The organism is Saccharopolyspora sp. NPDC049426 (assembly GCF_040676935.1).
Taxonomy (GTDB): Bacteria; Actinomycetota; Actinomycetes; order Mycobacteriales; family Pseudonocardiaceae; genus Saccharopolyspora.
Genome location: NZ_JBFAPZ010000006.1, coordinates 418,899 through 431,197, shown reverse-complemented (window position 1 = coordinate 431,197; position 12,299 = coordinate 418,899). Strand labels below are relative to the sequence as shown.

Here is a 12,299-nt window from a genome sequence, read left to right as displayed (position 1 = left end):
CCACCTTGAGCGGGCCCGGCCGGGGCCAGCGGGATGACAACCCCGGCCGGTTCGCTCGTCAGGAGTTGATCTGCTCGGTGATCACGTCGTTGTAGGCGCCGACGCGGGCGTAGACACCCGGGAAGCCGGGCTGCGCGCAACCCTGACCCCAGGACACGACGCCGATCAGGCGACCGTCGGCGACCATCGGGCCGCCCGAGTCACCCTGGCAGCTGTCGATCCCGCCTTCCGGCACACCGGCGCAGACCATCGACTGGTTGCTGTACTCCGGGTACGCCTTGGAGCAGGTGTCGTCCGAGTTCACCGGCAGCTGAGCCATCTGCAGGTGGTCGGCCTGCTGGCCGCCCTCGGAGGTGTTGCCCCAGCCCAGGATGGTGGCCTGGGTGTCGGGGGCGTAGGCCGCGTCGTCGGCGGTGGCGAGCTCGATGGGCTTCTCCTGCACCGGGGCGCCGAGGGTCAGCACGGAGACGTCGAAGCCCTTGGTGGCGTCGGTGTACTCCGGGTGGATCCAGACGTTGGTGACGTCGGAAACCGTGCCCTCGGTGGTGCTCATGGTGGTGCGGCCGCTGACGATCTTGATGTCGGTGGGCTGCTGACCGGTGGTGCAGTGCGCGGCGGTGAGGACCTTGGTCGGGGACACCAGCGAGCCACCGCAGAACTGCTGACCGTCGGGCGTGGTCAGCGCGACGGTGAACGGGTGGTCCGCGATCTCGGCGTCCTGCCCGCCGACGATGTACGGGTTGACGTCGGCCGGGGCCGCCTGGGCGACCGAAGCCGAGGTGAGCGCGGCAACGGCGATCGCCGCAACACCGGCGATCCGGGCGAGGCGACGTGGGGCATCGACCATCGTGAATCTCCTTGTCCGAAGGTCTTGCCGCGAGAACTCGAGCCGAGGGCCTGCCTTCCCCCAACCGGAACCCCGCAGCAATCTTGATCGAACACTAACCAACCCCAGAACAACCGCGAAAGAGAAGGATTTTGCCGCTTTTCCCCATTAACCCGCAGGTCACAAGCCCAAGGAAATGAAAATATCAACCACCAGGCGACAATTGCTCAACGCACAGCACAACATCGGGCAAGCACCGAAGGTGCTTTCTCCTCACCCCACCAAAGCAACCGGCACCGCCGCGGGTTCTCAGACGTTCTCTGGGGAGGACGCCGCGACGCCGCGTATTCACATACTCAAGGAGTGACGCCCGGACCCAGAGGACGTCTGAGGTTCCGCCACCCGCACCGCCGAGCAAAAGGACCCCGGCCCAGGACCACAACAAAAAGATGCCCTCGGCGCACCCCGATTGCGCCGAGGGCACCCTCGTTGCGGCCGGACCCCTCCGACCGGTGCGCCATCGATCCCCGAACCGACGGCGCTGACGCGTTCCCGGCCCCGACAACCGTTCGGAACGCGTCACCTATGGTGTACCGATCTTGGGTGGAATATTCCAGAGCCAATCGGTGGAGCTCACTCGATTGATCGTTAAACCTGTTGGACCAATCCACCCGGATGGCCTAACGATCATGGAGGTCCCGGGCGTCACCGGGGCACGAGGCCCGCATCGTAGGCGAGGAGCCCGGCCTGCAAGCGGTTCTCGCAGTCGAGCTTGACCAGCATTCGCGACACGTAGCTCTTCACCGTCGCCTCCGAGAGGTGCAGCCGCGCGGCGATCTGCGCGTTGGACATGCCGCGACCGAGGCAGGTGAGCACCTCGATCTCCCGCTCGGTGAGCTCGCGGGTCAGCCCGACCGCGCGTTCCCGGGCGCTCTGCTCCCCGCCGGTGGCGGCCAGCAGGCGCCGCTTCGCCTCCTCCGAGAGCACCGTGTGCCCGTCCGCGGCGACTCGCACCAGCCCGATGAGGTCCTGCGGCGGCGTGGACTTGACCAGGAACCCGACCGCCCCGGCTCGCAGCGCGCGCAGCACGTACTTGTCGGCGTCGAAGGTCGTCAGCGCGACCACCGCGGGTGCGTCGGGCAGGGTGCAGATCCGCTCGGTGGCGGTGAGCCCGTCGACACCGGGCATCCGCAGGTCCATCAGCACCACGTCGGGCCGGTGCCGCACGACGGCTTCCACGGCGGCGGCACCGTCCCGCGCCTCGTCGACGACCTCGATGTCGGGTGCCGATCCGAGGATCGTGCTCAGATGCGCGCAGACCATCGGCTCGTCGTCGACGACGAGCACCCGGATCGTCTCAGGCATCGGCGGTCTCCTCGGTGGGCACGTACCCGGGCAGTATGGCCTCCACCTCGAACCCGTCGCCGTTGGTGGCGCCGGAGCGGAACGTCCCGCCGACAAGCTCGACGCGCTGCTGCAACCCGAGCAGCCCCACTCCCCCTCCGCTGTCGGCGAGTTCGGGCACGGGCCCGGTGGGCGCGGTGTTGCGGACGCTCACGCGCACCCGGTCGTCGCTGTAGAGCACGCGGACGTGCACGTCGGCTCCGGGCGCGTGCTTGTGCGCGTTGGTCAGCCCTTCCTGGACCACGCGGTAGGCGGTCCTGCCGACGGCCGGGGTGACCGGCCCGGGGTCTCCGTCCGCGGTGAACCGCACGGACATGCCCACGGCCTCGGACTGACCGATGAGCTCGCGGAGATCCGGCACGTCGCTGGGCGTGTCCGCGCCGGCATCGCCGCGCTCGTCGTCGCTGCGCCGCAGCACCCCGACCAGGTCGCGCAGTTCGGCGAGCGCTTCCCCACCGCTGGCGCGCAGGTCCTCGGCCGCGCGGTGCACCGCCGGGTCGTCGCTGACCACGCCGAGCGCACCGGCCTGCAGCACCATCAGGTTGACGCGGTGGGTGACCACGTCGTGCATCTCCACAGCCAGCCGGGCGCGCTCGTCGGCGCGGGCCTGCTCGGCGAGCAGTTCGCGCTCGTGCTCGGCGCGTTCGGCACGTTCCCGCAGCGCATCGGCGAGCCTGCCGCGCTCCGCGGCGTAGAGCCCGAGCACGATCGGGAAGATCGTCCAGGCCACACCGGTGATCACCACGTCCGGGTGGGGAGTGTGGCCCAGCCGCAGGCCGACCGCGGCCACCACGGCGATCAACGCCCAGGCGAGGTAGCGGTGTCCGCGCCCGTGGACGATCACCGCGTAGAGCACCCAGGGCGTGACACCGGGAACCCAGGGATCGGTGGACACGTTGATCTGCAACAACGGCCCGGGGCCGAACTGGATCAGCAACATCTGCGCGACCGAGAGCAGGGCGACGCCCCACAGCAGCACCATCGAGCAGCGGCGGCGCACCAGCAGCCCCAGGCACAGCAGGTCGTTGGCGACGTCGCTGAACCACAGCCCGCCGATCCAGTCGTAGGTGCCCGGCAGCGCGTCGGTCGGGTAGTAGCCCGCCAGCACGCGCGGGAACACGAACAGCGCGACGACCAGGCAGATGTCGAAGACGGCCTCTCGCTGGGTGTTCCAAAGAAGCCGCCAGAGCGGTCGTTTCACCAGGCCCACGTTAGGGCCGCCGAGCCCGGTTGCGAAGCCGGACCCCACCGCACGTCGCCCAGGTCTAGACGAAAGTTGCACCGGGCGTGAGCGGGCACAACCTTCGTCGCCCGCGCACTCGACCAATCGCGGTGTTGATCAGAGCACGATCCGGGTTGACTGGTGGCACAACGACGGTTCCTGGGGGAATTCATGCTCATCGATCAACCGGACACCCGGCGCACAGCGCCGCGCGCGGCGCTGCATCTGCTGGCGAAGTGGCCGGTGCTCGGCATCGCCGGTGTCCTCGCCGCGGCGCACGCGATCGCGGGTGCCTTCGGGGACTACTGGGTCGACGAGGTCTACATGCTCGCGGCCGGCAAGTACCACCCGAACTGGGGCTACGTCGACCAGCCGCCGCTGACGCCGATGATCGCCGCCGCGATGGACTTCATCGCGCCGGATTCGATGTTCGTGCTCCGGCTGCCCGCCGCGCTCGCCTCCGGCGGTGCGGTGGTGCTGGTCGCGCTGCTGGCCCGCGAGCTGGGGGCGGACCGCCGCGCGCAGAGCATCGCCGCACTCGCCGGCGCGACCGGGCTGTGGAGCAACCTGATCGGGCACTGGGTGGCGCCCTACACCTTCGAGCCGCTGCTGTGGACGGCGCTGCTGCTGCCGCTGGTGCGCTGGCTCCGGCAGCACGCGCAGGGCGTCGCCGACGACCGGCTGCTGCTGGCGTTCGGGGTGCTGCTGGGCATCAACCTGCAGCTGAAGTTCCAGGTCGTGGTCCTCTGCGCGGCACTGCTGGTCAGCGCCCTGGTGGTGGGCCCGCGGGCCGTGCTGACCCGGCCCATGCTGTGGGCGGGCGCCGGGATCGCGCTGCTGATCGGTTCGCCGACGCTGATCTGGCAGGCGGTGAACGGGTGGCCGCAGCTGGCGATGTCGTCGATCGTCGCGCAGGAGTCCCCGACGCTCTCCGGTGGCCGTGGCGGGACCGCCGTGCAGCTCGTCCTCTTCGCCGGGGTGCTCGGGACCGCACTGGTGCTGGCCGGGCTGTGGCTGCTGCTGAGCAAGTCGTGGCTTCGCCCGTACCGGATGTTCGCGATCACCACGATCCTGCTGTGGGTCTTCTTCGTCGTCACCGCCGGTCGGCCCTACTACCTGATCGGGATGTACGGCCTGCCGATCGCGGCGGCGACGGTGAGCCTGCAGCGGCGCAGGGAGGCCAAGCCGCCCCGCTGGGGGTGGGCGGCTTGGCCCGTCTACGCGATCTCGCTGGTCGCGGCCGGATTGCTGATCCACTCCGGCGCGGAGATCAACAGGGGCTTCTCGGCCGCGATCACCAAGGTCGACGGCGACCGGATCAGCGACACCATCGCCCAGGACGTCTCCCGGGCCTACCTGTCGCTGCCCGCCGAGCAGCGCACCCGCACCGCGGTGATCGGCGAGAACTACATCTCCGCCGCGATGCTCGACGTCGGCGGCGCGCACCACCCGCTGCCCGAGGTGTTCAGCCCGCACCGCGGCTACGGCTACTTCGACGCACCATCCGACGAGATCGACACGATCGTCTACTACGGACACGACGCCGAGGAGCTCCGCCCGTACTTCACCGACATCCGGCCCGCGACCCCGGGCGAGAACCTCAAGGGCTGGATCGCCACCGGCAAGACCCAGCCCTGGTCAACGATCTGGCCAGCGCTGAAATCCCTCTAAACCGCACGTGCCTGCGGGAGATTCGGAACAATCCGGGGGAACAGCCCACGAAAGGGGCCTCGATGCCTGAAGACGGACTGCGGCTCCGCCCGCCGCGCAACCGGGTGGAACGCCGGGCGATCGCCTGGTGGACGGCGCAGGCGCTCGCGCTGGTGCTGCCGCCGGTGATCCTGCTGGTGGTGCTGGGGGTCCTGATCGCGCCGGCCCGCTTCTGGCTGCTGCTGCCCGCGGTGCTGATCGCCGTGCTCGGCGCGGCCTACACGGCGGTCATGCCGCAGTGGCGCTACCGGGTGCACCGGTGGGAGATCACCGACGACGCCGTCTACACCTCGGCGGGGTGGCTGCGGCAGGAGTGGCGGATCGCGCCGATGTCGCGGATCCAGACCGTCGACACCGTGCGCGGACCGCTCCAGCAGCTGTTCGATCTCTCCAGCGTCACCGTCACCACCGCGTCGGCGGCCGGACCGCTGAGCATCGACGGCATGGACCGCGAGCAGGCGGCGGCCGTCGTCGAGCAGCTCACCACCGCGACCCAGGCGACACCGGGAGACGCGACGTGAGCGCCGTGGACGGGCAGTGGCACCGGCTGGACGCCAAGTCGATCCCGGCGGCGGGAGCGGTCGTGGCGGCGCCCGCGCTGGCCACTCTGCTGGTCATGGTCATCGCGGGTGCCGGGACCACGCCGGTGCTCATCACGTTCCTGATCGGTCTGGGCACCGCGCTCCTCGTCGCGGGGGCCGCCACCTACCAGTGGGTGTTCTACCGGTACCGGATCACCGAGGAGCGCTTCGAGCAGCGGCTCGGCGGCCTGTTCCACAACCACCGGTCCCTCGCGCGCGACCGCATCCGCACCGTGGACCTGACCGCGGCGCCGCACGAGCGGCTGTTCGCCCTCACCACGGTCAAGATCAGCACCGGCGCTCAGGGCACCGAGGCCACCATCCGGTTGCAGTCGATCCGGCGCTCGGCGGCCGAGGCGTTGCGCCGCGACATGACCCTCGGCGGGTCCACTGTGGAGGAATCGCCGGACGAGGGCGTGCTGTCGCGGCTCGAACCGAAGTGGCTCGGCTACTCGGCGCTGACCGTGTCGCTGATGCTGGTGGTCTGGGGTGCCATCGGATCGGCGGTCGGCTCCTTCGACCAACTGCTGCGCAAGTGGGGCGTCTTCGACGCGCTCGGCGGCGCCGTCGCATCGCTGGGCATCGCGGTGTTCGTGCTCGTGGTGGCCGCGATCGCGCTGGTCGTCGGGGTGGTCGGGGCGTTCCTGCTGTCGCTGGAGATGTGGTGGGGCTTCCAGCTCACCCGCGAACCGGGCACCCTGCGGGTCAAGCGCGGCCTGCTGACCACCCGGTCGCTGTCGCTGGAGGAGCGCAGGCTGCGCGGCGTCGAGCTGTGCGAACCGCTGCCGCTGCGGCTGGCCGGCGGCGCCAAGCTGGCGGCGGTGGCGACCGGATTGCAGGAGCAGAAGCAGGACAACAAGCAGCCGGACAGCAAGGTCCTGCTGCCGCCCGCGCCCCGCGCGGAGGCCTGGCGGGTCTCGGCGGCGGTGCTGCGCGATCAGCCCTTCGACATCGCCCTCACCCCGCACCCGAGGGCCGCGCTGCGGCGCCGGATCGGCTGGGCGCTGTTCAGCGCCCTGGCCGTCGCGGTCGTGGTGGCGGTCCCGGCGGTGCCGGGCTGGATCCCGGTCACCTTCGCCGTCGCCCTCGTGGTGCTCGCGCTGCTGGCGGGCCTGGGCTTCGCCCTCGACGCCCACCGCGCTCTCGGGCACGCGATGGACGATCGATATCTGGTGGCGCGCAACGGAAGCGCGGTTCGCCGCACCGTCGCGCTGCAGCGCGAGAACATCATCGGCTGGCGGATCTCCCGCACGGTGTTCCAGCGCCGCTCGGACCTGATGACCGTCGGTGCGACCACGGCGGCCGGATCGAGCCTCTACCGGATCTACGACGTGCGCACCGGTGACGGCTTGGCGCTGGCCGACGAAGCCGTCCCGGGCCTGCTCACGCCGTTCCTGGAACGCGTTGCAGTGGAATAGGTTTCGAACCCTGGCGGGGAGCGCCCCCCGAATCAGCGCGCTCCCCTCTGGTTCAGTCCAGGTCGAACCGGCCGTTCTTGAGACCCCCGACGAACTCCTGCCACAACTGCGAGGCGAACTCGATGCGCCCCGCCCCCCGGTTCTTGGTGTCCCGCACACCCACGTGATCGGACCCGAAGCCGACCTCAACGCACTGGCCCTGCCCCTGGGAGCGGGAACTGGTGCGCCAGCCGGATATTTCCGCCATCTAAAGCTCTCCTATGCGTTGTTGGATGAAATCGACCGAACCTTCCGGGTCTACCGCATGCGCTCTCAAATGGTCCATCATCGTGGCGTAGTTCGTCAGCTCGATCTCGCGCTCCAGGTACAGCCCACCCACATGGGTCTCCAGATACACCACGTCCGGGTCAATGTGGTTGGAGTAGCGCAGGATCACGAACGGACCCGCCTGCGCCGGATGCGCTCCGGCGCCCAGCGGCATCACCTGCAACGTCACGTTGGGCAGCTGACCCAGCTTGAGGATGTGCTCCAGCTGCCTGCGCAGCACGCCGTCACCGCCGACGGGGCGGCGCAGCGCCGCCTCGCCGACCACCGCCCACAACTCCAGCGGGTTGTCGCCGGTGACCCGCTCCTGCCGCTGGATCCGCAGGTCCACGCGCCGTCCGATCTCCGCGTCGTGCGCGCGGATGAGCGTGGATTTGGTGATGGCGTAGGCGTATTCACGCGTCTGCAGCAATCCGGGGATCGCCTCCGACTCGTAGGTGTCGATGCTGGACGCCTCCGCCTCAAGACCCACGTAGGTCTCGTACCACTCGGGGAGCACGTCGCTGTAGGAGTGCCACCAGCCGCGCTTGCGGGCGTCGCGCGCGAGGTTGATCAACTGCTCGCGCTCGGCGTTGTCCACCCCGTAGAAGTCCAGCAACGCGGACACGTCGCCGACCGACGGGGATCTCTTCGCGGTCTCGAAGCGGCCGATCTTCGCCTGCGTGCAACCGAGATGGGTGGCCGCCTGCTGCTGGGTGACCTCCGAATGCGCGCGCAGCCTGCGCAATTCGGCGGCCAGCCTCCGGCGACGCACCGTGGGACTGACTGTCATGGCCTCCATCCTGCCCGGCCCACCACAACGAGTCACATCGTGATCACCCGTACGACATCTTCACGGGAAGCTTCTGCGGCGGGATGCTTGTCGGGGCGGCCCGCGCGGAGGGCCGGACCGCCAGGTCATGGGGGGTGACGTTCCAGGTGTATCTGCTGATGCTCGGGTCCGTGCTGGTCTGGGCCGTGTTCTTCGGAATGGGCCTGCTGCTCTGGCTACGAGCAGGCCACCTCACACCCCGCCGCAACCGAGACTGAAGTCGGCAACGAAACCCGGCCCCGCATGCGGCGCAGCCGCGAGCAGTGAGAACCACCCGAGCAACCGGCACCGCCGCGGGTTCTGAGACGTCGTCTGGCGAGTACGCCGCGACGCCGCGTATTGACATACTCAAGGAGTGGCGCACGGAGTCCAGGCGGCGTCTCAGGTTCCGCTACCCGCACCGACCAGCAAAACGACCACAAACATCGAATACCGGTCAGGGTCTCGGTACGTTGCGTAGGTTGCTTCTGGCTAGCTGCACCATCTTTCCGACGCCTCCCGAGAGGACCGTGCGGCTGACGGCCAGGGCGAAGCCCTTGACCTGCTCGCCGGTGATGTGCGGCGGCAGCGACAGCGCGTTCGGGTCGGTCACCACGTCCACCAGCGCCGGGCCGGGACGCGACAGCGCGTCGGCGAGCGCGTCGCGGACCTCGCCGGGCTTCTCCACCCGGACCGAGTTGATCCCGGCCGCGCGGGCGATCGCGGCGAAGTCCACGCCGTCGTGATCGGTGCCGAAGTCCGGCATCCCGTCGACCAGCATCTCCAGCTTCACCATGCCCAACGACGAGTTGTTGAACACCACGGTCTTCACCGGCAGCCGGTGGGTCCGCAGGCTCAGCAGGTCGCCCAGCAGCATCGCGAGGCCGCCGTCACCGGACATCGACACCACCTGGCGGTCCGGCGCGGCCAGCTGCGCGCCGATGGCCTGCGGCAACGCGTTTGCCATGGACCCGTGCACGAAGGACCCGAGCACCCGGCGACGCCCGTTGGGCGTGATGTAGCGGGCCGCCCACACGTTGCACATCCCGGTGTCCACTGTGAACACAGCGTCGTCGGCGGCCAGGTCGTCGAGCACGTCGGCGACGTACTCGGGGTGGATGGGCACCTGCGACTCGACGTTGCGGGTGTAGGCGTCGACGACCTTCTCCAGCTGACCGGCGTGCTCGCGCAGCATCCGGTCCAGGTAGGAGCGGTCGGTCTTGGCTCTGACCTTCGGCAGCACCGCGCGGATCGTCTCGGCGACGTCGCCGTGCACCGCCAGGTCCAGCACCGTGCGGCGGCCCAGGTGCGTCGGCTCGATGTCGACCTGCACCGTGTTGGCCTGCGGCAGGAAGTTGTCGTAGGGGAAGTCGGTGCCCATCAGCAGGACCAGGTCGGCCTTGTGCATCGCCTCGTGGCAGGCGCCGTAGCCCAGCAGTCCGCTCATGCCGACGTCGTAGGGGTTGTCGTACTGGATCCACTCCTTGCCGCGCAGCGCGTGCCCGACCGGCGCCTTGATCTTCTCCGCGAGCTCCATCACATCGGCGTGCGCACCGCGAGAACCCGCTCCGCAGAACATCATCGGCCGCTCGGCCCGGTTGATCTTCTCCGCCAGCGCCGCGACCTGCTCCGCCGAGGGCAGCAGCGTCGGCGGGTCCCAGTCGACCACGCCGTGGCCGGTCGGCTTGGCCGCCGACTCCTCGGCCACATCACCCGGCAGCACCAGCACCGACACCCCGCGACGACCGACCGCGGTCTGGATCGCCGAGCGCAGCAGCCTCGGCATCTGCGCGGGCTGGGAGAGCAGCTCGCAGAAGTGGCTGCACTCGTTGAACAGCTCCTCCGGATGCGTCTCCTGGAAGAAACCGGTGCCGATCTGCGCCGACGGGATGTGCGAGGCCAGCGCCAGCACCGGCGCGCCGCTGCGGTGCGCGTCGTAGAGCCCGTTGATCAGGTGCAGGTTGCCCGGACCGCAGCTGCCCGCGCACACCGCGAGTCGGCCGGTGACCTGCGCTTCGGCGCCCGCGGCGAACGCCGCCGCCTCCTCGTGCCGGGTGTGCACCCACTCGATGCCCTCGGTCCGGCGCACGGCGTCGACCACCGGGTTGAGGCTGTCGCCGACGATCCCGTAGATGCGCTTCACACCGGCCTGCACGAGGACTTCGATGAACTGTTCGGCGACGGTCGGCATGCGCTTCCTCCGTGAACCACGATCGAATCGGCCACCTTCCCGTCTACGCGGGGCACATCACCCCCGCAACCCGGTAGCCCGATCGAGCGAACCGGGTAACGTTCCGCGCGAAACCGGCGATCACCACCATGTCCGCCTCGAATGCGGATTTCCCGCTCTGCGAAAGGAATTTCGACGGTGTCCGTCCGCGTCTACACAAGGTGCGCCATTGCCGTGACGACTTCGGCGCTGGCCGGACTGATCCTCGGCGGATTCATCGTCGCCCAGCAGCAGCCGGCTCAACCGGCCATCGAGCAGGTGTCGCAGCTCACTCCCGCCGCGGGCGGTGCGGCGCTGCCCGAATGACCCGTCCGGCCCATCGGCTAGCGTCGCGGGCATGAGCGAACAGAACCGACTCTCCGACGGCGACGCCGCGCCCGAGTTCTCGCTGCCGGACGCCGACGGCAACACCGTCTCGCTGAGCGATTTCCGCGGCCGCTCCGTGGTCGTCTACTTCTACCCCGCCGCGAGCACCCCGGGCTGCACCAAGGAAGCCTGCGACTTCCGCGACAGCCTCGCCGAGCTCAACGACGCCGGTTTCGACGTGCTGGGCATCTCCCCGGACAAGCCGGCGAAGCTCGCGAAGTTCCGCGACGCCGAGGGACTCACGTTCCCGCTGCTGTCCGACGAGGACCGCGCCGTCATGACCGCCTGGGGCGCCTTCGGCGAGAAGAAGAACTACGGCAAGATCGTGCAGGGCGTCATCCGCTCGACCTTCGTCGTCGACCCCGACGGCAAGATCGCCAAGGCCCTCTACAACGTCAAAGCCACAGGCCACGTCGACAGGCTCCGCAAGGAGATCCTTCCTTAGCGATCACCTTGCTCGGCGTGTGCGGGTAGCGGAACCTCAGACGTCTTCTGGCTCCGGGAGAACCGGGACCTGTGTATGACCAGTACACGGCGCTACGGCTGTCCTCCCCAGAAGACGTCTGAGAACCCGCGGCGGTGCGAGTGGAGTCCCTCACTTGAAACGGCGGCGGCCACCGCCAAGCAGGACGAGTCGAGGAACAGCAGGTCAGTCCAGGACCATGTAGATGGCCACGCCCGCTGCGATGACCACTACGAGATAGCGGAGCAGGGTCGATGGGAGGCGTTGGGCGAGCTTGCCGCCGGCGTAGCCACCGATGACCGTGGTGGGGACCAGCATCGCCACCGCGACCCAGTCCACCGGGGCGATGAGCGCGTAGACGACGAGCGTGGCGGCGCTGCCGATCATGCCCAGCCAGCTCTTGAGCGCGTTGAGCCTGCGCATGCTGTCGGTCGCGGCCAGCACCAGGATCGCGATCAGGATCACGCTGCGCGCTCCGCCGAAGTACCCGCCGTAGATCGAGGCGAGGAAGATCCCGACGGTGAGCAGCACCGTGCGGTCCGGGGCGCCCTCGGCCGGTGAGCCGAGCCATTTGCGGATGGTGTTCTGGAAGGCCATCAGCACCGCCGACAGCCCGACCAGCGCCGGGACCACGGCGTCGAAGACCTCGCCCGGCAGCACCATCAGCAGCGCGCAGCCGAGGGCCGAGCCCACGCACGCCGCGATCGAGGTGGTCCACAACCTGCGCGGACGGCCGGTGAGGTCGTCGCGCTGGCTGACCGCCGCGCCGACGAAACCGGGCCCCTGCGCCACCGAGTTGGTCACGTTGGCCACCAGCGGCGGCATCCCGGTCGCCAGCAGCGCCGGGAACACCAGCAGGGATCCGCCACCGGCCACCGCGTTCACCGCGCCGGACAGGAATCCGACGACGACGAGCAGGGCCAGTTCAAACCAATCGGTGAACACGCACCGAAGTTAACCGGCGA

At 69.5% G+C, this 12,299-nt stretch carries 13 protein-coding genes; 6 read left to right on the top strand and 7 right to left on the bottom strand.

Annotation, left to right across the window (positions count from 1 at the left end; translation table 11 throughout):
• Window positions 1-58: 58 nt before the first annotated feature.
• From AB0J78_RS16215 to AB0J78_RS16205, 3 genes are all read right to left on the bottom strand, one after another.
• Window positions 59-847 carry a serine protease gene (locus AB0J78_RS16215; protein ID WP_363789709.1) on the bottom strand — a complete coding sequence of 263 codons (789 nt, stop codon included), beginning with the start codon at window positions 845-847 and terminating at the stop codon, window positions 59-61.
• Between the two features lie 684 nt (window positions 848-1,531).
• Window positions 1,532-2,191, bottom strand: a complete 660-nt coding sequence (locus AB0J78_RS16210) for a response regulator transcription factor (protein WP_363789708.1) — start codon at window positions 2,189-2,191, stop codon at window positions 1,532-1,534.
• Window positions 2,184-3,431 carry a histidine kinase gene (locus AB0J78_RS16205; protein WP_363789707.1) on the bottom strand — a complete coding sequence of 416 codons (1,248 nt, stop codon included), beginning with the start codon at window positions 3,429-3,431 and terminating at the stop codon, window positions 2,184-2,186. Before AB0J78_RS16205 ends, AB0J78_RS16210 begins: the two co-directional genes overlap by 8 nt.
• Before the next feature lie 162 nt (window positions 3,432-3,593).
• Between AB0J78_RS16205 and AB0J78_RS16200 the strand changes: the two genes are divergently transcribed.
• The 3 genes from AB0J78_RS16200 to AB0J78_RS16190 all read left to right on the top strand — a co-directional run bounded on the left by AB0J78_RS16200 (window position 3,594) and on the right by AB0J78_RS16190 (window position 7,161).
• Complete coding sequence (locus AB0J78_RS16200) at window positions 3,594-5,123, top strand: glycosyltransferase family 39 protein (protein ID WP_363789706.1); 1,530 nt, start codon at window positions 3,594-3,596, stop codon at window positions 5,121-5,123.
• A 62-nt stretch (window positions 5,124-5,185) separates the two neighbouring features.
• Entirely contained in the window at window positions 5,186-5,683 is a 498-nt protein-coding gene (locus tag AB0J78_RS16195; protein WP_363789705.1) for a PH domain-containing protein, read from the top strand.
• A complete protein-coding gene (locus AB0J78_RS16190) occupies window positions 5,680-7,161 on the top strand; it encodes a PH domain-containing protein (RefSeq protein WP_363789704.1) in 1,482 nt (493 codons plus the stop codon). Before AB0J78_RS16195 ends, AB0J78_RS16190 begins: the two co-directional genes overlap by 4 nt.
• A 52-nt stretch (window positions 7,162-7,213) precedes the next feature.
• Here AB0J78_RS16190 and AB0J78_RS16185 read toward each other — a convergent pair whose 3' ends face one another.
• Together AB0J78_RS16185 and AB0J78_RS16180 are read right to left on the bottom strand one after the other, a co-directional pair.
• Window positions 7,214-7,408 (bottom strand): DUF397 domain-containing protein, encoded by a 195-nt coding sequence (locus AB0J78_RS16185; RefSeq protein ID WP_363789703.1) that lies wholly within the window; start codon window positions 7,406-7,408, stop codon window positions 7,214-7,216.
• A complete protein-coding gene (locus tag AB0J78_RS16180) occupies window positions 7,409-8,257 on the bottom strand; it encodes a helix-turn-helix transcriptional regulator (RefSeq protein WP_363789702.1) in 849 nt (282 codons plus the stop codon).
• A 134-nt stretch (window positions 8,258-8,391) separates the two neighbouring features.
• Here AB0J78_RS16180 and AB0J78_RS16175 point away from each other — a divergent pair, with 134 nt between their 5' ends.
• A complete protein-coding gene (locus AB0J78_RS16175; protein WP_363789701.1) occupies window positions 8,392-8,514 on the top strand; it encodes a hypothetical protein in 123 nt (40 codons plus the stop codon).
• A 218-nt stretch (window positions 8,515-8,732) separates the two neighbouring features.
• On the opposite strand, the gene AB0J78_RS16170 is transcribed toward AB0J78_RS16175, so the two are convergent.
• On the bottom strand, window positions 8,733-10,466 hold the full coding sequence (locus tag AB0J78_RS16170; RefSeq protein WP_363789700.1) for a pyruvate dehydrogenase: 1,734 nt from the start codon (window positions 10,464-10,466) through the stop codon (window positions 8,733-8,735).
• Between the two features lie 213 nt (window positions 10,467-10,679).
• Here AB0J78_RS16170 and AB0J78_RS16165 point away from each other — a divergent pair, with 213 nt between their 5' ends.
• The gene (locus AB0J78_RS16165; RefSeq protein ID WP_363789699.1) at window positions 10,680-10,811 is read left to right on the top strand and encodes a hypothetical protein; all 132 of its coding nucleotides are present in this window, start codon (window positions 10,680-10,682) and stop codon (window positions 10,809-10,811) included.
• 31 nt (window positions 10,812-10,842) lie between these two features.
• Window positions 10,843-11,316 (top strand): thioredoxin-dependent thiol peroxidase, encoded by a 474-nt coding sequence (gene bcp / locus AB0J78_RS16160; protein ID WP_363789698.1) that lies wholly within the window; start codon window positions 10,843-10,845, stop codon window positions 11,314-11,316.
• 204 nt (window positions 11,317-11,520) lie between these two features.
• On the opposite strand, the gene AB0J78_RS16155 is transcribed toward bcp, so the two are convergent.
• Window positions 11,521-12,279, bottom strand: coding sequence for a sulfite exporter TauE/SafE family protein (locus AB0J78_RS16155; RefSeq protein ID WP_363789697.1), 759 nt, complete (start codon window positions 12,277-12,279; stop codon window positions 11,521-11,523).
• Window positions 12,280-12,299: the final 20 nt, after the last annotated feature.

Excerpts from the sequence above, each read along its gene's own strand:
- bcp (WP_363789698.1), top strand. The coding sequence starts at position 10,843 with ATGAGCGAACAGAACCGACTCTCCGACGGCGACGCCGCGCCCGAGTTC.
- AB0J78_RS16170 (WP_363789700.1), bottom strand. The coding sequence starts at position 10,466 with ATGCCGACCGTCGCCGAACAGTTCATCGAAGTCCTCGTGCAGGCCGGT.
- AB0J78_RS16215 (WP_363789709.1), bottom strand. The coding sequence starts at position 847 with ATGGTCGATGCCCCACGTCGCCTCGCCCGGATCGCCGGTGTTGCGGCG.
- AB0J78_RS16185 (WP_363789703.1), bottom strand. The coding sequence starts at position 7,408 with ATGGCGGAAATATCCGGCTGGCGCACCAGTTCCCGCTCCCAGGGGCAG.
- AB0J78_RS16210 (WP_363789708.1), bottom strand. The coding sequence starts at position 2,191 with ATGCCTGAGACGATCCGGGTGCTCGTCGTCGACGACGAGCCGATGGTC.
- AB0J78_RS16180 (WP_363789702.1), bottom strand. The coding sequence starts at position 8,257 with ATGACAGTCAGTCCCACGGTGCGTCGCCGGAGGCTGGCCGCCGAATTG.
- AB0J78_RS16195 (WP_363789705.1), top strand. The coding sequence starts at position 5,186 with ATGCCTGAAGACGGACTGCGGCTCCGCCCGCCGCGCAACCGGGTGGAA.